The organism is Sporosarcina sp. FSL K6-6792, assembly GCF_038004885.1.
GTDB classification, from domain to species: domain Bacteria; phylum Bacillota; class Bacilli; order Bacillales_A; family Planococcaceae; genus Sporosarcina; species Sporosarcina psychrophila.
The window spans coordinates 2,615,718-2,639,490 of the sequence record NZ_JBBOSA010000001.1 but is presented as its reverse complement, the minus strand read 5'-3'; the positions used below and the strand labels follow the sequence as shown (position 1 = coordinate 2,639,490).

The following is a 23,773-nucleotide window of genomic DNA, read 5'->3' as shown; positions in this document are numbered from 1 at the left end:
AGATGATAAGGAAACTGATACTTAAGAAGGTTGAATACTCGAATTGGGCAACCGAACTCAGCAAGCCAATTGCTACCCGCCCTGATTATCAATTGGGAGAAGAACGTATACAATACAGTCAGATTGCTACACGTATTGTCGGATCAGGTTTCGATGAAACAGAATATATGATTGAATTATACACAGCGAGTCAGGCTCCGGGTGTGTATGTATTATCTGAAACACTTGATAAGAGGATGCCGCCGGAACGCTTTCAATCGATCCAGCGAATTTATGATCTTATGCAAGAAAAACCGAAGCTATCGACTAACCGCTTTGTAGCCTTTTTGGAGGGGGCACAATTGCTTCCAAAATACGGTGAAGACCCTCATTTCAATAGATTAATCCGATCAGCACTCATTGAGGTGTTTGAACTATTCAAGAAAAATCATACGGGAGCATTTAATCATCCGGAATTCCGACGAGTTTTTCTTGATATCATCAAATGGACGTGGAATCATATTGATCCATGGGTGAAGGAAACACCAATTGACAAGGATATCCCGCACATTATTTGGTATGGCGATATGAACAAAAGTCAGATGTATTTTCTGTTCTATACAATCTTATTGGGAATGGATGTTGTCATTCTTCATCCGGAAGGAAAAGACGATTTTAAAGAGCTTGATCCTGACAACAACTGGTCCTTCTTGACGGAATATCCGACCACTATGAAAATCCAACCTTTCCCGCAAGAAGAACCGAAACGACAAGGGACAGTCGCATACCGTGCTTCGAAAGAAATCGATCACGTACTTCACCATGAAGGTTCTGCTTATTATAAGCCATGGCAATTCCGCAACCATCTCCCCGTGGCAGTTACATTAAAAACGACATATGACGAGATTTTTCTATTGGCGAAAGAAAAGGCATTTATACGACCAAGTTTCTCCGCCAATGGAGATGAAGTGAAAATACCCGCATTGTTCGCGAAAGTTTCCGGCGTTTCAACCAGCCGAAAAGAATATTGGGATAAAATGCATCGACTCACTAGCCAACCGAATTGTGTAGTAGTGAAAAAATTCCCATTCATACAAGAAACGAAAGCGAATAACCAATATCATTACCAGCATGCACTTGGCAAAGATGGTCGTTTGGTCCCGGAAAAAATGATGCAAAGCAACTGGTGGCAGTACGGTCAACTACATGACGGTGCTCAGCTAGGACTCGCGGCGGCCATTTCAAGGATTTGCGCCCATTCGAAAATGAAGGCACAGCCGGGGGAAACACCGGAACAAGTCTCTCTCTATTTGTTCACACAGGCAACTTCCATCCCGGAAGAATTGATCAATCTTTTGCAAACGTTTGATTATGCGCAAGAGGTTCCAAAAGTGATTTTATATAACAATGAAATTAATGGTATTTTGTCCAGGGCAGATGCAGCACTGTTGTTACTGTTGAATGAAATTGGACTTGATATCATCCTATACAATCCACCCGGTCACAATGATTTGGAACACTTCATAGGGAAAGAGTATTTTGATCATCATATGCTGGAAGACATGGTTTTCGATCTTTCCTTTCAGGAGAACAAAAAGGATGCATCAATTGTAAGCGGTTTTTTAAATCGACTTTTTAACGGAAGGGATTGATTGGCATGGAAGAAACAAAGAATTATGAAGTAGAAGTATTGACGGAAAATAAGGCGGAAGCACTCCGCTTACAGTTACGACAGGATCCAGAGGTCCAAAACTTAGTCCGGTCAATCGATACTAGAAACCAGACCGGATTATTAGAATTTGGGAAAGAACCGGCCGTTGAAATTTCTACTTTTGCTGATCGCATATTGGCTTCCATGCGTTCATCGAGTGTAACTGATTCAGGCGAGATGTTGAAACAACTTGGGAAAACGATGGATAAATTCGATAAAAATGACTTTGACGAGCCAAAAGGTTTTTTGGGCAAGTTTTTCAAGCGTGGAGATAAATTAATTGAAAAAGTGTTCGGCAAATACCAAACGCTCGGCAAGGAAATCGAAGGCATACACATCGAAATTTCAAAGTATAAAGACGAAATGATTCGTTCAACGACCAATATGGACGAAATGTATGACCAAAACTATAACTATTACATGGCACTTGAAAAGTATGTTGTAGCTGGGCAGATTAAAGCTGAAGAGCTGCGGGCGCTCGTTCCAGGTCTTGAACAAAGATCAGCAGGCGGCGATCAATTAGCGCAGATGGAATTAGATACTATGAATAATGCGATACAGTCGCTTGAAGAGCGGGTCTATGACCTTGAAATGGCGAGAATGGTCGCGTTGCAGACAGCACCCCAGCTCCGGGTCCTACAACGCGGAAACACGAAACTTATTGGGAAGATCAATTCGGCATTCATTACAACGATTCCAATATTTAAAAACGGCATTATCCAAGCAGTTGCTGCGAAACGTCAAAAACTTGTAGCGGATTCTATGGACGAACTTGATAAAAGGACCAATGAAATGCTACTAAAAAACTCGCAGAATATCGCTAGACAAAGTGTGGAAATTGCCCGTACTGCAGGTGGTCCGAGTATTAAAATTGAAACGATTGAAGAAAGTTGGAGCACAATCGTGAAAGGGCTTGAGGAAACGAGAGCTATTGAAGATGAAAACAAACGTACAAGGGAAGATGGTTTGAAACGGATTGCACAGCTACAGGACAGTATGAAAAATTTCGGTAAGTGACTGGAGGAACTGATATGATCGAACTGAAGAAAAAAGGGCAGTCCATAAATTTAACGAAAAAAGGAAATGATGTAGGTGAGATTCTAGTTAACTTGAACTGGAATCAAAATACCAAAGCGGCTAAAAGTGGCGGATTCCTATCCTCGCTGTTTGGTGGCGGACAGAAAAACTTTGATTTAGATCTTGGTTGCCTGTATGAATTGAATTCGGGAGAAAAGGGCTGTGTTCAGGCACTAGGTAATGCTTTTGGTTCGTTGAAAGATGGTCCATATATTCAGCTTGACCATGACGATCGTACGGGGGCTTCGACAGGCGGAGAAAATCTACGTATCAACGGTTCCCGTATTAAAGATATTAAACGCGTGCTTGTGTATGCATTCATTTATGAGGGCGCTGCAAATTGGTCAGAAGCGGGCGGGATCGTCAAGTTGACATACGGCGGTGGAGAAGATATTGTCGTCAAGCTTGATGAGCATCGTAACGGGCAAATTATGTGCGCAATTGCAATGATTGAAAATGTACAAAACGAGACGTTTAGCGTCAAAAGACTTGTCGACTATTTTCCAGGGCATGCCAAGATGGACCAGGCTTATGGATGGGGAATGAGTTGGCAAGCTGGTTCGAAGTAAAATCGGTATCTACTAAAAATGACCAGACATCAATTGATGTCTGGTCATTTTTAGTACTGTATATGTTGAACAAATGACCTATGTTAACTGAGCGAAGGCGCCTTACAAGGGGGGGGGGAGGCATCCCCGAGCGCCGTAGCAGTGTTGAAGGGAATCTTTATTTCAACTTATTTGGAATTCAGTGTTATAGGTTTATTTAACTTGATCGCCTTCACGTCTAAAGAATCCGTAAACACCAGCAGTTTGAACAATATTCGTAAACGCATTTGGATCTATTTCGTTAATTATTTTTTCCAAATCATATAATTCATAACGAGTGATCACAAGATAAAGCATATGCTTATCCTCTTTTGAATACGCGCCTTTTGCGGGAAGAATCGTTATGCCACGTACCATTTTCTGATGAATCGCATGCTGTAATTCGTCTGCTTTTTGTGTAACAATCATGGCGGTCACTTTTTCGTGACGTGTATGGAGTGCGTCAATCACAACTGTAGTTACATACAACGCTAACATCGTATATAATGCGTTTTCCGGTTCATACAGAAAACCTGCCAAGACGATTATGATACCGTTCAGCAGTAAAAAATAGGTTCCAATAGGCTTATCTTGTAAGCGTGATAGGACCATAGCGATAATATCCATTCCGCCTGTAGATGCCCCAAGTTTCATCGAAATCCCAACGCCTACTCCTGCAATTACACCGCCAAACACTGCATTTAGAATAATATCGTTTGATAGAGATAGGACAGGTAATAGTTCTAAGAAAATTGTAACAAAGATAACGGAAACGATGCTATAGATGGTAAATCCTTTACCTACTTTGTACCATCCTAATATAAAGACGGGAATATTGAATAGTAACAATAATATTCCTGTACTAATCTCAACGCCGATGAAATCATTTAATACACTAGATGTCAGTTGCGCGGCCCCCGCAAATCCGCTGGCATAGACATTTGCATTGATTAAAAAGAAGTTAAGCGAGATTGCAAGTAACAAGGAACCAAAGATAACGACAATAATGCGTTTTGCTTCTAAGAAAAACATGACAACCTCCTGTTGTTTTCAATAAAGATGAAATAACTTGTTAGAACTTCCATTGTAACGAACCATATATAGAAATGGTACCCTTAAACGTTTAATGAAATTCCTGTTGGAGGGAATTTATGTTGTGTTTGATGAGAGTGGGGAGGGGAAGTACTGCTAGCATTATTAAAAAGCTGTCCTTAAAGCATGTATATGGCGGAAATTGTATTTTATAAGTAATACCATTGAATTCGCTGTGGCGCTCGGGGATGCCCCCCACGATAAGCCAGTAGAAAAACCACTGGCCGATCTCGTGGCTCCAGCTATTCCTGTTAAGGCGCATTCGCTTAGTTTATGTAGGTATTCAGTTGTTCACCATTTTTAGTTTTCGCAATTAGGGGGGACCATTTGGTTTACCTATACGAGGGGGAACTGAAAAAAGAGCATAAAAGCTATGCTCTTTTTTCATTCAACAATTATCCTAGCAACCCGGCAGCAATTTTCTTCGCAGTTACAATATCTTTCGTTCCATGTACAAGCATGCGACCGTCACGGAACAGTACGATGCGGTGACCGTTGTATTCACAGGCAACGAGATGTGGGTTGTGAATTAATTTTGAGACGCTTCCGCGAATTGATTCGGCAAAAGGGAGGAGTTCAAACTTTCTACTTTTAGGCCAAGACAATTGAACGGTGTCACGTCCACAAAGCACCGCTGTTTTCATAGACTCACGGGCAGAAAGGAACGGATACACTGCATTTTCGGAACAGCTTGGACAACCGGCTTTCTTCATGCTTGCAACTCCAATTGAAGCGCGGTCGCCTGTCCATAAATCAGCAGATTCGAGTTTCGGTCCAAAAGGTGTTCCTGTTATATATTTCAACACGTCAGTAACTTGCCGAGCCGCTGTAGTAACCACAACCGGGCTGATGACGCCGACTGTATCACATGTTAATGTCTGTGATGGCAATGTTTCTAGCAAGCAATGTAGACACGGCTGGTTGTCTTGAATGCCAATCGGAAACGTTAGGCCATAACTTCCGACACATGCCCCCATGAAAAAGGGGATGCCGAGTTTCAGCGCTGCATCGTTCGCTAGCAGCCGTGTTTCAATATTGTCTGTTGCATCCAAAACTAAATCATGGTCGGTCATTAGATCGAGGACGTTTTGTGGCGTTACATCGACTACAATACCTGTTATAGCTACATCGCTATTAATCGCCGTCAATCGTTTCTCCGCCGCAACTGCTTTTGGCAATTGCTCAATGACGTCTTGTTCCGTATACAGTTGCTGGCGATGCAGATTGGTCGACTCGATAATGTCTCGGTCCACAATCGTTACGCGTCCAACGCCTGCACGGACGAGCATTTCAGCACCGGATGAGCCAAGCGCGCCGGCACCTAATATGAAAATGCTAGCTTTACGAATTCTTTTTTGACCGACATCGCCAATTGGAGCGAATAATGCCTGACGTGAATATTTTTCAATCAATTCGTTACAAGTCCTTCCAGTGGGCTACTTGCAACCGCATAATCGCGCATCGGCATCCGGCCTGCTTCATAGCCGAGTCGTCCAGCTTCAATCGCGAGCTTCATGGCAAGGGCCATTTTAATCGGATCCCCCGCTTCAGATACCGCTGTGTTCAATAAAACCGCGTCAGCGCCAAGCTCCATCGCATAAGCTGCATCTTTCGGCGAGCCAATTCCTGCATCGATAATAACGGGTACATTGGATTGTTCAATGATGAACGACAAGTTAAGTGGATTCAAAATACCACGCCCTGATCCGATTGGGGAAGCGCCTGGCATGATTGCATGAACGCCCATTTCGCATAACCTGCGTGCGAGCACAACATCATCTGACGTATAAGGCAGGACGATGAATCCTTCATCTAACAGCATTTCAGTTGCCCGAAGTGTTTCTACTGGATCCGGGAGCAATGATCGGTCACAGCCGATGATTTCAACTTTAATCATGTCACAAAGTCCTGATGCTTTCGCCAGTTTCGCAATGCGTACCGCTTCTTCCGCCGTTTTTGCGCCCGCTGTATTTGGTAATAGTGTATATTTCGAAAGATCGAGTTGCTCCAAGAAATTTGGTTGTGATGGCTCGAAGATATTCATACGTCTTACTGCGAACGTAAGAATTTCTGACTCCGATACATGCACTGCCTCTTTTTGCACATCAAATGACGGGTATTTTCCTGTACCTAGTAATAGTCTTGAATTGAATGTTTTATTGCCGATTTTTAGCATAATTATCCTCCTCCTACAAAGTGAATGATTTCTATTTGGTCGCGGTCGTTGATCGGTTTGTCATATGCGTCTTTCGCAAGAATATCGCGGTTCAATTCCACGATGACGATGCGTTCCGCAAGTTCAAGATGCCCAAGCAGTTCCTGCACATTTTTAACTTCTGCGGGCATGTCATACCGATTGCCATTCAGTTCGATTGTTCGCTTCATGAAAAATCCCCCTTTTCGGATCAAATGCCTTAATCCGTTCTGTATTCACTTCATTTCCGATGATCAAATCACGAATCAAGCAGGCGGTTGCGGGCGCCAATAAAATCCCGTTTCTGAAATGACCAGCCGCAATATACATATTTTCATTCCCTGGAATCCTACCAATATACGGCAAGTCGTCAACGGTTTTTGGACGTAGACCTGCCCATCTGTTCATAACAGGAAGGCGGGAAAGACCAGGTATAAAACGTTCCGCAATCGCACTTAATGCCAAATTACCGGCATCTGTTATCTGCAAGTCTGTATGCCCGTATTCCATCGTGGCCCCGATGACGAGCGTTCCACCCGGGCGTGGAATAACGTAACAGCCTTTATGGAAAAGTGTATAAGGTAATTGCATGCCTACCGCATTGAGTTGCATACATTGGCCTTTCACTGCGGTCATTTGCAGCCCTGACACAAGCTTGGCACTCGCTGCGCCGCTTGCGATGACTAGATGTTTTGCGTTGATAATGGACGACGCAATGCGTATCTGATAGCCGCCATTTAACAGTGTGATTTCATCGACTGTGGCCTGTTCTGAAACAGTAGCACCCAAACTTTTAGCCGCTGCGCAAAATGCCAGACAAGCCTTTTCAGGATGAACATGTACGTCTTCTTCAAAAAGATACGCACCAAAAGCAGGAGGGGCGACATGTGGAATTCGTTCGCGAACTTGTTCAGCTGAAAGATGAACTGCGTTTTTCCAATGGGAAAGGGCAATTCGTTCTTCTTCGGAACAAGCAAACTGAACAATACCACCAGTTGTATAACCGAAGTCAACCCCTGCATCACGTTGGAATTCTGAATACAGTTCCTGACTTTCTTGCGCGAATGAATAAAAGGTGTCATTCAAATATTCAGAGTGTGCACCAAGCATGCCGCCAGCCGCCCGAGTAGTGCCTTGAGCGATTTTATCGCGTTCAACAAGGTGAACTGACAAACCCTCTTTTGCTAAATAATAAGCTGTACTGCAACCAATAATCCCTCCCCCAATAACGACAACATCAACTGGTTGTGACATGGTTGGCATCCTTATAGGCTGTTGTGGCAACTTCAGGATTGTCACTGCCAAAAATGGACGACATCACTGCAATTCCTGCAACTCCGCCTTGATTTAATTGCGGAAGGTGATGCGGCTGAATTCCACCAATTGCGTAGATAGGAATTGCTAGCGATTCAACGATTTGAAAAAGCTCATCGGTTCCACGGGGAGGGAGGCCTACTTTTGAACTTGTCTCGAATAAATGACCATAAAGAATCCAGTCAGCACCTTCTTTATAAGCAGTTTCAGCTTCACCATAAGAGTGGACAGATCTGCCGAAGGAGATAGCCGGGAATTTTTTTTTGAGTAGCGTTAGCGGTTCGCCGTATCCGGGTAGTTGAACTTTTTTAATCCCCGTAATTGAAGCGACGTTCGTTCGTCCATGGACAATTAGTTTAGTTGAATCAAAGCCAGCTTCGATTAATTGTCGAATCAACGCTATTATTTCTGAATCCATTTTCGATTTCTCACGTAAGATGGCTCCGTCGATAAAAGGTTCGATTGCTAGCAGGGTATCAAGCAATTGACTATGTTCCATTTTGTCATCTGTTACGGCAATTATCTTCATCGAACTCCTCCTTATCGAAAAGAAATAGTATATGTTATCACTTGGGAACAGGGTCTAGTTTCAGGCGCCAACCCATCAATTCTTCCAGCGCTTTTAAGGGCTGAGCGGCGCCTTTTGCTTTTCTTGTTGTCTAGACTTCAGGCGCCAGCCCCTCGAGTCGCTTCAGTCTTGCCGAAAAGGCAAAGAGCGCCTTTATCGTCAAGCCTTCCAGCGCTTTTCGGGGCTAGGCGGCGCCTTCTGCTTTTCTTGTTGTCTAGACTCCAGGCGCCAGCCCCTCGAGTCGCTTCAGAATTGATGGGAAAGGCAAAGATCGCCTTTACCATCAATTCCTCCAGCGCTTTTCGGGGCTAAACGGCGCCTTCCACTTTTCTCTATTGTCTAGCTCCAGGCGCCAGCCGCTCGAGTCGCTTCAGTCTTGCCGAAAAGGCAAAGAGCGCCTTTATCGTCAAGCCTTCCAGCGCTTTTCGGGGCTAGACGGCGCCTTCTGCTTTTCTTGTTGTCTAGCTCCAGTCGCCAACTCCTCGGGTCATAAGTCGTTTTACTGCGAGGGCTGAAGGACGCCCTCTTCGTAAACCGTCTTATGCCTGTCGGAGCTGAGCGGCGCCTTCTGCTTTTCTTGATAAAAAAAGACCACTTTCCAGGTATGGAAAGTGGTCTGTCGATGGCATTAGAATGCACTGATAGGAAGACACGCCACTTCCCTACGCAGGTACAAACCTGTTCAGGTGATAAGGGTAGCGGAGTGGAACTCGTTTCTCAGTCCTTTAAAAGGATTCCCCTAATGGTCGAATATGTTATGAAGTTGTCAATCTATTAGTAGCATAGCACGTCAATGGAATGAATGAAAGGATGAACAGTTGCGCTTAGTCGTCTAAGTGGACGTTATGATGCACTTGTTGAACATCTTCTAAATCATCCAGTACGTCAATCATTTTCTCGAATTGTGCTTGAGCTTCTGGTGACAGAGTCAAGTCGTTTTGTGCAAGCATTGTTATTTCAGCGACGTTAAACTCTGTAATACCGGCACTTTTTAAAGCTGCCTGTACAGCATGGAACTGGTCTGGCTCAGCATAGATGATGACCGATTCCTCTTCATCTAGAATATCACGCACTTCGACGTCCGCATCCATTAGAAGTTCGAGAACGTCGTCGGCGGACATACCTTCAATTCCGATAACTGCAGTCGCATCAAACATGTAGGAAACGGATCCGCTGACACCCATATTACCGCCATTTTTACCGAATGCGGCGCGTACTTCTGATGCAGTACGATTGACGTTATTTGTCAGTGTATCGACAATAACCATCGAGCCATTTGGTCCGAATCCTTCATAGCGAAGCTCGTCAAAGTTTTCTTCTGAACCACCTTTTGCTTTTTCAATTGCCCGGTCAATAATCGCTTTTGGTACACTATATGTTTTTGCGCGTTCTACGACAAATTTTAGCGCTTGATTCAATTCAGGATCAGGCTCGCCTTGCTTCGCTACTACATAAATTTCACGTCCGAATTTTGCATAAATGCGACTCGTGTCCGCATCTCTTGACGCTTTTTTCTCTTTGATATTGTTCCATTTACGGCCCATGAATTTCCACTCACTTTCGATTAAGCATAGATTTACTACAATAAGTATACAACAATTATATGCAAGTAGACGAGTGGGAATTATTAAAAATGGGCTATTAGGTTGTGTAAGGGAGAAATTTTTTACCTGTATATGTTGAATTAAAGAATCCCACTAAATTTACTGTGGCGCTCAATAAGGAGAGAGTATTAATTCGGGGTGTGGATTGTAGAACGCTTGGCGCTTTGGGGATGCCTTTGCCGCGCCTGCGCTAGGATGTTCATTATCGAGAGAAATGTGAGTTCGAGATGTATATGCCGAGATTATAATGTGATTATTTTTTGCTACTACTTATAGTCAAGAAAGATACACTCCTGGTTGCAGATTTCATCACAGATAAAGAAAAGCTCTTTCTCACATAGACCATCCAGCGCAGGAGCGTCTTCGTGGTAGCCGGAGCGATAAGACTGAAAGTGGTTTCCTTTCTGGCTTATCGCGGGAGGCATCCACAAAGCGCCGAAGCGGTATTAGGGGGAATCCTAATTCATTTCAAATACAAGTTTTTTTCAGTGGCCTTCCAAAAGCCCTTGTAAAGCGCATACGCCGTATTCATTTGTTCAACATATATACTGTCTTTCAATTATGAGAATTTGTCTACTATCGTACAGTTTTGGCGTTATGGAAAGAACATTATCCGATATTTAAGAAAAACTCTTTTTCTTATGACGATTCTCAATTATACTAAAGGTGAACGTTCATCCTACTATAGAAGGGAACAGACGCATGGAACTCATATATAAAGGGAAGACGAAAGATGTATACAAATTGGACGGCAACAATGTACTACTGAAATTTAAAGATGATGTAACCGGAGAAGACGGGGTTTTCGATCCTGGCGCGAACACAGTTGGCTTATCGATTGAAGGCGCGGGGCAATCCGGACTTCGGATGACGAAATATTTCTTTGAAAAAATGGCGGATAAAGATATTCCTACTCATTATGTAGATGCTAATATTGATGAAGTAACGATGACAGTACGATCAGCGAAGGTATTCGGCAAAGGCCTTGAAGTGATTTGCAGATACCGCGCTGTTGGAAGCTTCTTACGTAGATACGGTGCGTACTGTGAAGAAGGACAACCTTTGGATGCCTTCGTAGAAGTCACGCTCAAAGACGATGACCGTAACGACCCGCCGATAAACAAGGATGGACTAGCACAACTTGGTCTATTGACAACTGATGAATACGTTACGCTCGAAGCATTAACGAAAGAGATTTCAGGCGTAGTTAGAGCTGAACTTGCAACAAAAGGTCTTGACTTGTATGATATTAAACTCGAGTTTGGACGCGACGCTGAATCAGGTAAGATCATGCTGATTGACGAAATTTCCGGTGGGAATATGCGCGTCTATAAAGACGGTACATATATTGCACCAATGGATCTTGAAAAATTGATACTTGCATAAATGACAAACCGCTGTTAATTCCACGAAACTGGAGTTGGCAGCGGTTTTTATTACAATCAAATAAATGTACTTTACGAGTACTGTAAGATAAAGTTTGATAAAGAGGATAATGGATATCTACATTAGATTAATAAAAGAGGCGAATTTTATGCAAATGAAAACAGGCGTTGAGCAGTCTGTTTATGCGATTCTCATGCTAAACATGCTGCCAGATAGAGCGGTACTGCCAGGAGATGCAATCAGCCAGCAACTGGGAACCTCACCAACATATTTTCAAAAGTTGTTGAGAAAACTGGTCAGTGCAGACTTGATTACTTCTGTGTCAGGTGTAAAAGGCGGGTTCAAATTAAAGAAAAAGCCCGAAGAGATTCGGATATACGATATTTATGTCGCAATAGAGGGTCAGCAATCCCTTTATTCCGCAAGTGGGATTCTCGACGACATGCTTGATTTGGAAAAAGAAGATACAGGTTGTTTGTTAACGGACTTAATGGGAGAAGCTGAATCGGTTTGGAAATCCGTACTGAAGCGTGAAACAATCGCATCCCTATCAGATGGAATTCAGACAGAGCGCTATCAAGAGAAAGTGGAATTTCTACAAGAATTGATTCGCGAAAAAATGGTTCTATGATTGAAAAGAGTGGCAGCTAGGAGGATGGCATTATGGGGAAATTCCAATCACATAATGGTTTTACACGAACGTTTAAGGAAAACAAATTAACGCTTGGGTTTATGTTTCCTTTGGAGCTGGATGCTGGAAGTCTCCCCAAGATGGATTTGAAAGAGCAAATGACGCTTGTGAAAAAAGTAGAAGATCTAGGATTTGCTTCTTTGTTTGTTAGAGATTCTCCGTTATTCGATCCTAAATTTGGAGATACAGGTGTTATATATGATCCTTTTATTTTTCTCGCCTATGTAACAGCACATACGAATAAACTCGCGCTTGGTACTGCAAGTGTCGTCACAACATTACGTCACCCCCTTCACTTAGCCAAATCGGCTGCATCTTTGGATGAAATGTCTAATCAACGTTTCTTGTTTGGCGCTGCAACTGGTGACCGCCCAATCGAATTTCCCGCATTTAAAGTGGAGCGTAATGATAGGGCAGAATTGTTTCGGGAGTCGTTAACGGTCATGAAAAAAGTGCGGGAAGAATCATACCCACAGGTTCATACAGAAAGGGTTGGCATGACAGAAGGGGATATTATTCCGAAGCCTGTCTTAGCCGATATCCCCGTTTTAGCAACAGGCTATTCTGGTCAAACGACTGAATGGCTGGCAGAACATATGGATGGCTGGATGTTTTATGCGCAAGAAGCAAATCGTCAGCGTGAAATGATCAAACTTTGGCGACAGGCAACGGGTGAGTTTAAACCATTTATACAACCATTGGTTATCGACTTATCAGAGAATCCGTTGGCCGCACCGAACCCGGTACCCATAAAAGTAGGCTTTAGGTCAGGTCATAAGTTTCTAATCGATTACTTGTATGCTTTACAAAATATTGGTGTTAATCATGTCATATTGGGTTTGAAAACGGGTAGCCGCCCCGTGGAAGATGTAATTCAGGAAATAGGGGAATATGTACTTCCTCACTTTCCATCAATTGAGAAGTGAAGCCATTGAAAAGTAAATGATAGGGGAAGAGGGAGAAAAAATGATTAAAGACTTAGACCGCATTAATGAGCTAGCAAAAAAACAACGTGAAGAAGGTTTGACAAATGCCGAAATGGTTGAACAAACAGTATTGCAGCAAGCCTACTTACGAGAAATTCGTGGGCAAGTTCTGAACACTGTTTCAGGTATAACTGTGATTGACCCACTCGGGGAAGATGTCACACCTGAGAAGCTTCGCCAAGAGAAGGGACGTTAAACATATGAGATTAAGTATACTAGATCAAGCACCTGTTACTAGCGGAAATACTGCCCCGGGTGCTTTGAAAAAAGCAGAAGAACTGGCTATCTTGGCAGATGAATTAGGCTATCATCGGATGTGGATGGCTGAACATCATGGAACAAAATCATTTGCAAGTTCAGCGCCCGAAGTAACAGCAGCTCACTTGGCTGCCAAAACGAAAAACATTCGTATTGGTACAGGCGGCGTAATGATGATGCATTATTCGCCATTGAAACTAGCTGAAGTATTTAAAACATTGAGTGCATTTTCACCTGGACGAATTGACTTTGGTGTCGGTCGCGCGCCGGGTGGCGATAACCAAGCTATTTATGCACTATCTGAAGGACGCAAACCGAGGGTCAATGATATGTATGAGAAATTTGAGACGGCACTCCAATTGATTAACGATGAAGTGCCGGAAGACAATTTGTACAACAAAACAATCGCAACCCCTTCTACTATCGTTTTACCGGAAGCATGGTTGCTTGGTTCGAGCGGCAACAGCGCAATCCAGGCAGGTCGGATGGGTGTAGGCTATTCGTTTGCGCAGTTCTTCAACGGCGGTATGACTAAAGAGATTTTAGATGCATATAAAAAGAATTTCCAACCCTCGGCGTTCTTGGAAAAACCGGAAATCAATGTGTCCTATATGGTAACGGTAGCTGAAACAAAAGAAGAGGCTGAATTCGAAGCTGTACCTCAGGACATTGCCCGGTTAATGCTAATGAAAGGTCACCTCGGGCAATCCTTAACACCTGAAGAGGCCCAAGATTATCCGTTGACGGAAATGGATCGTATGACCATTAAAGAAAATCGTAAACTGCATTTAGTGGGAACAGCTAAAGAGATTGCGACGCTGTTACAAACAGAGCAGGAGCATTACGGATTTGATGAAGCCATGATTTGCAGCATTCCTCATTCGCAAAAGAAACGCTTGGATGTTTATCGTTTATTAGCGAAGGAACTGTTTTAAAGTTAATTAAATAAAAGAGATAAACCGCCGCCAATTCGACGTAAACTGGAATTGGTAGCGGTTTTTTACTTGTTTGTATCATCTGCCGATTTCTCAAGTGTATAAAATATAGTGAAGATACCTAGTGAAATAACGATTAGTTCATGAATAATGGTTCCACCCAAATTTAATTCATCGGCTAGGATTCCACCAAGAATTCCAGTATAGCCAGCAATACCTATCGACATAACTGAGATGATGTAAAGTAAATACTGAGCTATTCCGAGCTTTTTACTTCTCCAAATAAAGACAATACTTGATAATAATCCGATGATTAACAATTCATCAATTCTATTCAAATAACTTTGCAAATCAGCTAAAGACATTGTAATTGTAAAGAAAGACATGCGATTTCCACCCTTTCTGTCAAAGGTAAGATGAAGTGATATGGAATTAGTTTCCTGGTGTGTTAACCCGATCTGTGTTTAAGCAATCGCAGAAGAAACTATAAGATATAGATAATTGAACATATGAATACGTGTAAAAACGGAGTGAAGGCACTCCCTAAGCGCTGAAGCGTAATTGAAATGAATCATTATTTCAACTTAGATAGGAAAATAATTCTACTTTCCATACATATTAAAATGAATTAAAGCCATCCTCCTTAGTAAAGAGATAGTGAGGAGGAATTATATTGAAACAAAAAATTGTACTATCCATTATGTTGTCTGCGCTATTGATTGCTGGTGGGTGTGGAAAGAATGGAGTGAAATTACCGGTCACTGGAGAAAGCGTCCAGTCGGTGACGTCGCCGATTTTGAACACGAAAGGGGATAAAATTGGTGAAGCCAGCTTTGTTGAAGGAATCGACGGTGTGACAATCAATATCCAGGCTGAAGGATTGTCGCCAGGCAAACATGGCGTTCATATTCACGAAATGGCTGTGTGTACACCACCTGATTTTAAATCTGCAGGAGACCATTTCAATCCGGGACATAAAGAACACGGGTTTGATAATCCAAAAGGGTTTCATTTAGGTGATCTACCGAACCTCGAAGTCGATGCAGATGGTAAGGTCACTGCTGAAGTGACGACTGCATTAGTTACGCTAAAGCCAGACGTTAAGAACTCACTTCTTGACGCTGACGGCAGTTCGCTTGTTATTCATGAAAAAGTAGATGACTACAAAACGGATCCATCGGGTAACTCAGGTGATCGAATTGCCTGTGCGGCAGTGAAGGGCGGTTCTTAAGCGAGCATATATGTAGTCCAACCGACCATATATAGCGCACGCCGAGCATATATGTAGCCAAGCAATCATAAACAGCACTCGACCGATCATATATGTAGCCAATCGATCATAACCAGCGCTTGGCCGATCATATATGTAGCCAACCAATCATAAACACACGTGACCGATCATATCTAGCGTCCACCTGCCGAAACAAACAATCAATCACCATACACCAGCCCTATTTCAGCAAAAAATTCTCTGTATAATAAGGCTGCAATTTTTCATTGAACGAAACGCCCGTACCCAGGTGGCTGTAAGTATCAAGCAAAATATTTTCACGATGTCCCTCGGAATTCATAAGGCCTTCATGCGCGAAAATACTGCTTGATTGGCCATATGCAAGGTTTTCACCTGCACCCCGGAAACTGACGCCGTCATCTTTCATTCGATCGAATGGGGATTTCCCTTGCTTGTTTTCGTGGCTAAAATAATCATTATTTGCCATATCCGCACTGTGTTTGCGCGCTGTAACTGCTACGTTTGACTCCCATTTTAGGATGGAAAGTCCGTGACGGACGCGCGCTGCATTTGTTAAGTCAAAAAGTTGTTGTTCGAACCCGTTTCGTAAGTTTGCATCACCGCCGGCATAGATGCCGGTTTTTTTCTTTTCCAGTGAATCGTTAATTAGCTGAATGGCTGTAACTTTGTCATTTTGATGTAAATCATAAAAAACATAAGTGTAGGTATCGCCTGATTTGAAGACGTCAAAACCTTCACTTTCCTGGAGCATGTAAATGTTCAAACCTTTTCGGATTTCTTTAATCGGTTCGTCGAATGTTTCGCGCACCGTTGATTTTAAAGAACCATATTTGATGCCAGCAGTTGATGAAATGAGGTCGTCATTTGTATAAATGGCGTTCACTATCTGTTTATCATCGAACGAAACCATGACGAAGTTTTGATAGCCATCATGATAAGTGAACCATTCGGTACCGTATTCGTTCATAGAGTGATTTTTTGGCTCCCCAAGTTCAGCTGACACTTTTTCTTGTGGGCTACCAAGTTCGATATTATGGATTGAGACCTGTGTTTTCACGGGTTTATCCAACACTGGTTTCTCTGCAACAGGGATAGATTCTTCGGTTTCGGCTGTCTTTGATGTTAGGTAAGATAGTGCTTTATCTATGGTGTTGCTAATGGAACGGATTGTTGTGTCGAGGGATTCCTTTGTCAAAAGAGTATCGATTTTTTCATCGACAGGTTCAAGAAAAGAGATGTCGACATATTGTGAGACTGGTTCTTCCCAGTACGGTTTTGTGAAATAAAGTGCAGCAATGAAAAGGATGAAAAAGAATAATCGTTTCATGGAATCGCCTCCTACCTGCTATTGTAACCCCATGGGACTAGTTGAATACAGTATGAAGGTATTTATGGTGACGGTAATAAACTGGGTTCGCTCCATTTCCAGTACTCGTCGAAAAGCTGTATACTAATAGAACAACTGATGAACGGGGTTTTCAACGTATGACTATATCAAAAAAAATATTCAATGCACAAGTGATGGAAAGCAACTCGCATTTATTTAGATGTCCAATCTGCGCATCTGGAATGGTCATGGAGGACAAGTCACGGCTCGTTTGTGTAGACAATCACTCATTCGATTTATCAAAAAATGGCTATGTCAATTTAGCACCGCAGGCACATGTGACGAAGTATGATAAATCGCTATTTGAAGCAAGAAAAACGGTAATGAGCAGTGGGTTTTTCAATCAGGTTCTGGAATTTATTACACATAAAGTTCGTGAGCATATAGAAGGGCGGGAACAGGCCTTCATTCTGGACGCGGGTTGCGGGGAAGGCACGCACTTGTCGGCAATTCTTTCACAGCTGCCTAGCAAAACAACTGGAATAGGCATTGATCTTGCAAAAGAGGGGATTACTGCGGCGGCGAAAGAGTATCCAGGTTCAATTTGGAGTGTCGCGGACCTGGCGAATTGCCCGTTCCAAGAAAGCCAATTCGATGTTATTTTAAATATTTTATCGCCGGCAAATTACGCCGAGTTTACGCGTCTTCTAAAACCAGATGGATTGTTTGTAAAAGCAGTACCGGAAAGCGGTTATCTAAAGGAGTTACGAGCTGTTTTTTATGATGATGAAGAGCGCACAGACGATACGGATCCCGTTGCGCGCTTTGCGCAACACTATGACGCTGTCACAACGGAACGGATTACGTATGTTTTCCCGTTATCGTCGGGGCTTCTTGCGCCGCTTATCCGCATGACTCCGCTCACGTGGGGCGCGAGTGAGGAAAAGATTGAAGAAGCGCTAGGAATGGATATACAGAACATTACAATCGACTTCACCGTCATTTCAGGTGTGAAGCGGGTTGAGTAAAGAAAGGGGCGAGGAAGATGTTTGGTGGAATTAGCAGTGTTCCAAGCTGGTTTTATATTCTCGCGATTGCGGTAGTTATACTATTTATTATTATTATGGAATGGAAGACGCGCTAAAGGGGGATTCATTTATGACTAAAAAAAAGGTTAGTAAACGACAGAAACCGAAGTTGTCTGTTACTCATAAGGCTATGCAAGTGGAAGCGATTCTCGATAATGAAGGATACATTGAAAAAGTCCGCATTGACGGAGGTCATATGACAGGTGCGGAAGGTGAAAGACTGACTTTCGATGACGTGATCTTTAAAGATGTATCGTTTGCGGGAAGTGATTTAGCGGGAGCAGAATTTGTTGATGTAGTGTTTGATACGTGCGATTTATCCAATGTTAATTTTCAAAGTGCCATGTTCCACAGGTGTGAAATCGTTAATTCGAAACTGACGGGTGCGGACTTTGCGAATGCGAAAGTGGGGCATACGTTAATCAAGGAATGTGATGGGCGCTATATTAACTTCAGCTTCTCTAGCATGAAGGAAGTTGAATTCGCTGAGTGTAATTTAACAGATGGCGATATTTATGAAAGCTCATTTAATAACGTGCAATTTAAGTTGTGTAAGCTGGATAATATTAACTTCACTGAAACGGACTTGAATGGTGTTGACTTGTCGGATAGTACATATGACCGGATTGAAGTCACGCTCCCGAAAATTGCAGGCTGTATTGTGTCAAAAGATCAGGCAATTGGCTTCGCACGTGTGCTTGGATTATCCGTGAAAGAAGAATAATGGTATACTTAAACGAAATCAGAGTGGAAAAGAGTGAACATATATGTTGACATTTGAAGAGAAACAACAGATTATCGAAACAATTCCCGAACTTACACGTAAAGATGTGTCAATGAAACGGGTCAACTATCATTATGAAGAAAGCTTATATGAAAAAACAGTCGTCGTTCAGCATCTTCACCCGAACGGTAACGGTTTTATCTATGTAGCGGGAATTCCTGGTTATGATACGGATGAACGTGGTCTCGTCAATATCCGTGAAGCTTCAGAAGAGGAACTACGGAAAATTATTGCAGATTCTATCAAGGCTTTATCTGAAGGAGCACCTGAACCGCAGGCTATTGTACAAAAGTTTGTGAACAATGAAGGTGAAGAGCTAATCCTTATGGAAGAGCAAGGCTTCTGGAATTTGTATCACGGCTTGAATCTGGAAGAAAGTTTCGGGGATTATAACGAAGCGGACGTCTATTTGATTGAAGAGGAATTCGTCAGAGTTGAAGACGAGGATGATGCGCAGTGAAAGGTAAAAACCTTGTCATCGGCCTTGTGCTAATTACGTTATTAAGTATTATTGCTGTTTATTTCACGATGAAGGCAACAGTCAATAATATGGAAAATGGGATGGCGCCGATTGTGACGGTTGTTGAATTGATAGAAGAAGTTGATTATCGCTAATTGAAAAAGCACACCAGGGATTAATCCTTGGTGTGCTTTTTCTAAAGCTAAAATATATAAGTTTTTTCCACTGTGGCCGATGTCTAGCTCCAGGCGCCAGTCGCTCGGGTCATAAGCAATCCAGGTATGTGGCAAAGAGCGCCACGTCGCCGGCTCGACTTATGCCTGTCGCGGCTGGACGGCGCCTTCCGCCTTTCTTTAGTGTCTAGCTCCAGGCGCCAGTCGCTCGGATCATAAGCCATCCAGCTATGTAGCAAAGAGCGCCACGTCGCTGGCTCGACTTATGCCTGTCGCGGCTGGACGGCGCCTTCCGCCTTTCTTTAGTGTCTAGCTCCAGGCTCCAGGCGCCAGTCGCTCGGGTCATAAGCAATCCAGCTATGTGGCAAAGAGCGCCACGTCGCTGGATCGACTTATGCCTGTCGCGGCTGGACGGCGCCTTCCGCTTTTCTTTAATGCCAACTCCCAGGTTTATAGGGCCCTTTTCTAAACGGTAACCACCAGTTCCATTTGCCAAACAGTTTCATTAGGCTTGGAACGAGCAATAGGCGAATAATCGTTGCGTCAATGGCGACTGCTATCGCGATGCCGACACCAATCTGTTTCACTGGCATAACGTCCGTAAAGGCGAATGCCCCTGTGAGAACGATCATGATTAGTGCCGCAGACGTGATGATTTTACTTGTTGTTGCAAGACCTTCAACAGTTGAGTGGTCATTATCCAATGTCTTCGCATACTCTTCCTGCATCCTTGAGATGAGGAACACTTCGTAGTCCATACTTAGTCCAAAGACAAGACTAAAGACGATGACAGGGATGATAAGCGCAATTGTGCCTGCTTCCAAACCGAAATGACCATACTGGAAAATATAGACGAGAATACCGAATGTGGCAGCTAATCCGACGATGTTCATCAAAATTGCTTTAATCGGTATTAAAATAGATTTAAAAGCAATCATTAGGATGAAAAACGTCGAGACAAGGATAACTAACAGAACGTACAAAATCTTATCCAGTATTTCATCGAAGATTTCCTGATTGAACTTTGGTTGTCCACCGATGGATAAGTTCCACTCCGTTTCCTTGTCGGACCAGTCGCGCGCCCAATCTTGTGCGGCATCTGAACTACCATTAGCTCTAAGTGTCACAGGAATCATCAGCTTGTCGTCTTTCACAAATGTTTCAATAAGAGGGGAGAGTCCGGCGGCGATTTCAGGCGCCAACATCGCTTGCTCCCATTGTTCGACGGAATCGATGTCACTTGCAGTAAAAATTGTCGTTACTTTATCCACAAGCGGATCGTTTGAAAGTTCTTTTTCAAGTTCTTTCATGGACTGGAGACCTTTTTCATCCACCCAGCCGTCCGCACGTTCTGCAATGACATAGACAGCGGCTTGGTCAGCCAGCCCAAACTCTTTATCAATCAATTCAAAAGCTTGGCGCGTATCATACGACTTTGGCAATGAATCAATTGCTGGAATTGTTAAATCCATATTTTTCACTGGAATTATTGCGATACCGAGTAGGATAAACGCAACAATTGTTATCATAACGGGACGCTTAATAACTGCGTTGGCAAATTTGCGCCAACCGTTTGCTTCAGCTGATTTTTCTTTCAATAGCTGCCATTTGTCAATCCGGTCGCCAAGCGCAATAAGTACGGAAGGTAACAAGGTTATAGATGCAAGGACAGCCATTGCTACGACAATCATACCGCCGATTGCAATGTTTTGGAAAATGTCGACCTGTATAAGCATCATTGCACCAAGTCCGATGAACACACAGAAAGCGGAAAAGATGACGGATCTTCCTGCTGTTCGAATCGTAGTGGAGATAGCTTCATGCATGTCGCTCTTTTTGCGTTCTTCACGATAACGGCTGATGAACAACAAAGCAAAGTCTATACTAAGCGCAAGTCCCAGCATTGGGATGATATTCAAGACAAAAATGGACAGGTCCATTTTTCCGCCAAGAATGGCCAATACACCGAACGAGGATACGACAGTTACAATACCAATAATTAATGGTACGAATGAAGCGACGACAGTTCCGAAAGCGAAAAGAAGTATAATAATCGCAATCGGTAACCCAATCGCCTCTGCTGTCATTAAGTCACGTTGGCTAGCGGTGTTAATATCCTTTGAAATAGCGGAAGCACCTGTAAGCGTGATTCCTTTTTCATTACCGACAGCCTCTCGGATATCCGTGACGACAACAGACATATCTTTCTCCGCGTTATCAAAATGAAGAAGTGCGTAGGAAGCAGTGTTTTTATACTGTGTATCGTTGTCAAACGGTGACACGATTTCTGAAGTGACCTTAAGTTTATCTACGTTAGTGAGTGTAGATGCTATTTTTTCATCTGACACATTATCGAAAACGAGGAACATGGTTTCTGCCGGCATATCGAATTCATCAGATACAATATCCATGACAGCGGCATGTTCGCCATCTGTTTGGAAGCCGTCACCTTCTAAAAGTCCGGGCAACTTAATCGCGAATAGCGTCAATATGACGAAGATTGCAATCCATGCAAAGATAATATATTTATGTGCGCTTGTTACAAAACGCGCAAGTGTGCGCATACAATCATTCCTTCCTGTGTATAGATTGACTCTATTCTTCTATAATAACGGAAAATGATGGGAATGTCTTTTATCGAAGGAGGCGGCACAGGTTAGAGAATCTAGCATGAGTGAAAAGCCGCAAGCGGTTATTAAACGAGTCTATGTAGGTAATAATAGGTTGCATCCTGAGGGAAGTTCATCGTATATAGGTTGAAATAAGAATTACATTGAATTCGCTAGGGGATGCTACCCTCCAGTCTTAGGGTTTCTGATACCCCTAGTAAGGCTCCAATGCTCAGTTTATTATAAGTACTTAGTAGTCACCACAATTAATTTTGGATAAAGAAAAAAGCCATTCCCCGAAGGAAATGGCTTTTGAATGGTTAATTCAAATTAGTTTTTGTTTACGTTTGTAGCTTGAAGACCGCGTTGGCCTTGCTCGATTTCAAACGTTACATCTTGGCCTTCTTCAAGAGACTTGAAGCCTTCTCCTTGAATAGCTGAGAAGTGTACGAATACATCGTCTCCGTCTTCGCGTTCGATGAAGCCAAATCCTTTTTCTGCGTTAAACCATTTCACTTTACCTTGTTCCATGTGTGTTTCCTCCTCGTATGCTTTGTGCATACATTGTATTACTATCCTTGCTCAAGTCTTGAAGCGGTCAAGATTTATTCGAGACCATCATGCCGAACAAAAATAATTCTTCTTTATCATAACAGGGATATTAGCACATTGCAAGGGAAATGTTTGAATTAAAAAAACAAGTTAAGGATCTGATAGACAATCGCAGCGATTGTTGCTGAAATTGGTAAAGTAATAATCCATGTCGTGACAATCGTTCTAGCGACTCCCCAATTGACACCTTTTACACGTTGAGCTGAACCTACACCCATAATTGCGGAAGAAATGACGTGTGTTGTACTAACCGGTAAATGGATAAGTGTCGCTCCAAAAATAATCATAGCAGATGACAAATCAGCTGCTATGCCGTTCACTGGACGGATTTTCATAATCTTGCCGCCGACAGTCTTAATGATTTTATAGCCACCGATTGATGTTCCGATCCCCATCGCTGTCGCTGCAGCAATCCGGACCCAAAGTTGAATATCGTCCGACGTCTGCAATTCTGCTGCAATCAATGCCATTGTAATTATACCCATGGCTTTTTGCGCATCATTTGTACCGTGTGTGAACGATTGAAGCGCTGCTGTTCCGATTTGCATATAACGAATTCGTTTATTTGCCTTAAATAAATTCTTGTTCTTCAAGGTCACTTTGAATATCGACATTACAAGGAAGCCGCCTGCAAGTGCAATGAACGGAGAAATAAGAAGCGCTTGTAATATTTTTAGGAAACCGCTGTAATTTAAAATGCCGAAACCTGCTGCTGAAATAGCCGCGCCAGCGATTGAACCGATTAAAGCATGGGATGAACTGGATGGGATTCCGAAATACCAGGTAATCAGATTCCACGCAATTGCTGATATAAGTGCCGCTAAGATGACAAGCGAACCGTTTTCGAGAACGAATGGATCGACAATGTCTTTTGAAATCGTTTTTGCGACTCCTGTAAATGCGAGAGCGCCGACGAAGTTCATGACAGCTGCCATCATAATAGCAGTTCTCGGTTTCAGTGCACGAGTCGAAACGGATGTTGCGATGGCATTCGCCGTGTCATGAAATCCGTTGATGAAATCAAAAGCGAGTGCGAAAACAACGACTAGTATGGTAAGGAGAAGTATTGTATCCATTTGGCTCCCC

25 protein-coding genes and 1 riboswitch are annotated in these 23,773 nt (G+C 42.9%); of the genes, 13 read left to right on the top strand and 12 right to left on the bottom strand.

Annotation, left to right across the window (positions count from 1 at the left end):
* Window positions 1-2 precede the first annotated feature (2 nt).
* The 3 genes from MKZ26_RS12855 to MKZ26_RS12845 are packed head-to-tail and all read left to right on the top strand — an operon-like array spanning window position 3 to window position 3,336.
* On the top strand, window positions 3-1,631 hold the full coding sequence (locus MKZ26_RS12855; RefSeq protein ID WP_340766428.1) for a YceG family protein: 1,629 nt from the start codon (window positions 3-5) through the stop codon (window positions 1,629-1,631).
* A 5-nt stretch (window positions 1,632-1,636) separates the two neighbouring features.
* On the top strand, window positions 1,637-2,707 hold the full coding sequence (locus MKZ26_RS12850) for a toxic anion resistance protein (protein ID WP_340766427.1): 1,071 nt from the start codon (window positions 1,637-1,639) through the stop codon (window positions 2,705-2,707).
* Between the two features lie 14 nt (window positions 2,708-2,721).
* A complete protein-coding gene (locus MKZ26_RS12845; protein ID WP_340766426.1) occupies window positions 2,722-3,336 on the top strand; it encodes a TerD family protein in 615 nt (204 codons plus the stop codon).
* A gap of 192 nt (window positions 3,337-3,528) precedes the next feature.
* On the opposite strand, the gene MKZ26_RS12840 is transcribed toward MKZ26_RS12845, so the two are convergent.
* From MKZ26_RS12840 to MKZ26_RS12810, 7 genes are all read right to left on the bottom strand, one after another.
* Entirely contained in the window at window positions 3,529-4,386 is an 858-nt protein-coding gene (locus MKZ26_RS12840) for a YitT family protein (protein WP_067205014.1), read from the bottom strand.
* Between the two features lie 455 nt (window positions 4,387-4,841).
* On the bottom strand, window positions 4,842-5,858 hold the full coding sequence (locus MKZ26_RS12835) for a ThiF family adenylyltransferase (protein ID WP_340766425.1): 1,017 nt from the start codon (window positions 5,856-5,858) through the stop codon (window positions 4,842-4,844).
* Complete coding sequence (locus tag MKZ26_RS12830; protein WP_340767656.1) at window positions 5,855-6,628, bottom strand: thiazole synthase; 774 nt, start codon at window positions 6,626-6,628, stop codon at window positions 5,855-5,857. The genes MKZ26_RS12835 and MKZ26_RS12830 overlap by 4 nt, the downstream gene beginning before the upstream one ends.
* Window positions 6,625-6,831, bottom strand: coding sequence for a sulfur carrier protein ThiS (thiS, locus tag MKZ26_RS12825; RefSeq protein ID WP_340766424.1), 207 nt, complete (start codon window positions 6,829-6,831; stop codon window positions 6,625-6,627). Before thiS ends, MKZ26_RS12830 begins: the two co-directional genes overlap by 4 nt.
* The gene (gene thiO / locus MKZ26_RS12820) at window positions 6,794-7,894 is read right to left on the bottom strand and encodes a glycine oxidase ThiO (RefSeq protein WP_340766423.1); all 1,101 of its coding nucleotides are present in this window, start codon (window positions 7,892-7,894) and stop codon (window positions 6,794-6,796) included. Before thiO ends, thiS begins: the two co-directional genes overlap by 38 nt.
* Window positions 7,878-8,483: a thiamine phosphate synthase gene (locus MKZ26_RS12815; protein WP_340766422.1), complete on the bottom strand. Its 606-nt coding sequence runs from the start codon at window positions 8,481-8,483 to the stop codon at window positions 7,878-7,880. Before MKZ26_RS12815 ends, thiO begins: the two co-directional genes overlap by 17 nt.
* 681 nt (window positions 8,484-9,164) lie before the next feature.
* A riboswitch (TPP riboswitch) is annotated at window positions 9,165-9,273 on the bottom strand.
* Between the two features lie 73 nt (window positions 9,274-9,346).
* Entirely contained in the window at window positions 9,347-10,066 is a 720-nt protein-coding gene (locus tag MKZ26_RS12810) for a YebC/PmpR family DNA-binding transcriptional regulator (protein ID WP_067205029.1), read from the bottom strand.
* 762 nt (window positions 10,067-10,828) lie between these two features.
* Between MKZ26_RS12810 and MKZ26_RS12805 the strand changes: the two genes are divergently transcribed.
* The 5 genes from MKZ26_RS12805 (at window position 10,829) to MKZ26_RS12785 (ending at window position 14,382) form a co-directional block, all read left to right on the top strand.
* Window positions 10,829-11,512: a phosphoribosylaminoimidazolesuccinocarboxamide synthase gene (locus MKZ26_RS12805; protein ID WP_340766421.1), complete on the top strand. Its 684-nt coding sequence runs from the start codon at window positions 10,829-10,831 to the stop codon at window positions 11,510-11,512.
* Between the two features lie 148 nt (window positions 11,513-11,660).
* Window positions 11,661-12,143, top strand: a complete 483-nt coding sequence (locus MKZ26_RS12800) for an RrF2 family transcriptional regulator (RefSeq protein WP_340766420.1) — start codon at window positions 11,661-11,663, stop codon at window positions 12,141-12,143.
* 32 nt (window positions 12,144-12,175) lie between these two features.
* A complete protein-coding gene (locus MKZ26_RS12795) occupies window positions 12,176-13,129 on the top strand; it encodes an LLM class oxidoreductase (RefSeq protein ID WP_340766419.1) in 954 nt (317 codons plus the stop codon).
* 40 nt (window positions 13,130-13,169) lie between these two features.
* On the top strand, window positions 13,170-13,385 hold the full coding sequence (locus MKZ26_RS12790) for a DUF896 domain-containing protein (protein ID WP_340766418.1): 216 nt from the start codon (window positions 13,170-13,172) through the stop codon (window positions 13,383-13,385).
* A gap of 4 nt (window positions 13,386-13,389) precedes the next feature.
* Window positions 13,390-14,382 carry an LLM class flavin-dependent oxidoreductase gene (locus MKZ26_RS12785; protein WP_340766417.1) on the top strand — a complete coding sequence of 331 codons (993 nt, stop codon included), beginning with the start codon at window positions 13,390-13,392 and terminating at the stop codon, window positions 14,380-14,382.
* A gap of 65 nt (window positions 14,383-14,447) precedes the next feature.
* Here the strand turns inward: MKZ26_RS12785 and MKZ26_RS12780 are convergent, their stop codons facing one another.
* Window positions 14,448-14,768: a hypothetical protein gene (locus MKZ26_RS12780; RefSeq protein WP_340766416.1), complete on the bottom strand. Its 321-nt coding sequence runs from the start codon at window positions 14,766-14,768 to the stop codon at window positions 14,448-14,450.
* 287 nt (window positions 14,769-15,055) lie between these two features.
* On the opposite strand from MKZ26_RS12780, the gene MKZ26_RS12775 reads away from it, so the two are divergent.
* The gene (locus MKZ26_RS12775) at window positions 15,056-15,613 is read left to right on the top strand and encodes a superoxide dismutase family protein (protein ID WP_340766415.1); all 558 of its coding nucleotides are present in this window, start codon (window positions 15,056-15,058) and stop codon (window positions 15,611-15,613) included.
* Window positions 15,614-15,833: 220 nt separating this feature from the next.
* Here the strand turns inward: MKZ26_RS12775 and MKZ26_RS12770 are convergent, their stop codons facing one another.
* On the bottom strand, window positions 15,834-16,961 hold the full coding sequence (locus MKZ26_RS12770) for a CAP domain-containing protein (RefSeq protein WP_340766414.1): 1,128 nt from the start codon (window positions 16,959-16,961) through the stop codon (window positions 15,834-15,836).
* Window positions 16,962-17,119: 158 nt separating this feature from the next.
* Between MKZ26_RS12770 and MKZ26_RS12765 the strand changes: the two genes are divergently transcribed.
* The 4 genes from MKZ26_RS12765 to MKZ26_RS12750 all read left to right on the top strand — a co-directional run bounded on the left by MKZ26_RS12765 (window position 17,120) and on the right by MKZ26_RS12750 (window position 19,448).
* Complete coding sequence (locus MKZ26_RS12765) at window positions 17,120-17,989, top strand: putative RNA methyltransferase (protein WP_340766413.1); 870 nt, start codon at window positions 17,120-17,122, stop codon at window positions 17,987-17,989.
* A gap of 130 nt (window positions 17,990-18,119) precedes the next feature.
* On the top strand, window positions 18,120-18,773 hold the full coding sequence (locus MKZ26_RS12760; RefSeq protein ID WP_067205055.1) for a pentapeptide repeat-containing protein: 654 nt from the start codon (window positions 18,120-18,122) through the stop codon (window positions 18,771-18,773).
* 43 nt (window positions 18,774-18,816) lie between these two features.
* Window positions 18,817-19,293 carry a hypothetical protein gene (locus MKZ26_RS12755; protein WP_067205058.1) on the top strand — a complete coding sequence of 159 codons (477 nt, stop codon included), beginning with the start codon at window positions 18,817-18,819 and terminating at the stop codon, window positions 19,291-19,293.
* Window positions 19,290-19,448, top strand: a complete 159-nt coding sequence (locus MKZ26_RS12750; protein WP_187046511.1) for a hypothetical protein — start codon at window positions 19,290-19,292, stop codon at window positions 19,446-19,448. Before MKZ26_RS12755 ends, MKZ26_RS12750 begins: the two co-directional genes overlap by 4 nt.
* 449 nt (window positions 19,449-19,897) lie before the next feature.
* Here the strand turns inward: MKZ26_RS12750 and MKZ26_RS12745 are convergent, their stop codons facing one another.
* The 3 genes from MKZ26_RS12745 to MKZ26_RS12735 all read right to left on the bottom strand — a co-directional run bounded on the left by MKZ26_RS12745 (window position 19,898) and on the right by MKZ26_RS12735 (window position 23,763).
* Window positions 19,898-22,030 carry an MMPL family transporter gene (locus MKZ26_RS12745; RefSeq protein WP_340766412.1) on the bottom strand — a complete coding sequence of 711 codons (2,133 nt, stop codon included), beginning with the start codon at window positions 22,028-22,030 and terminating at the stop codon, window positions 19,898-19,900.
* A gap of 375 nt (window positions 22,031-22,405) precedes the next feature.
* The gene (locus MKZ26_RS12740; RefSeq protein ID WP_067205063.1) at window positions 22,406-22,606 is read right to left on the bottom strand and encodes a cold-shock protein; all 201 of its coding nucleotides are present in this window, start codon (window positions 22,604-22,606) and stop codon (window positions 22,406-22,408) included.
* Window positions 22,607-22,764: 158 nt separating this feature from the next.
* Entirely contained in the window at window positions 22,765-23,763 is a 999-nt protein-coding gene (locus MKZ26_RS12735) for an inorganic phosphate transporter (RefSeq protein WP_067205066.1), read from the bottom strand.
* Window positions 23,764-23,773: the final 10 nt, after the last annotated feature.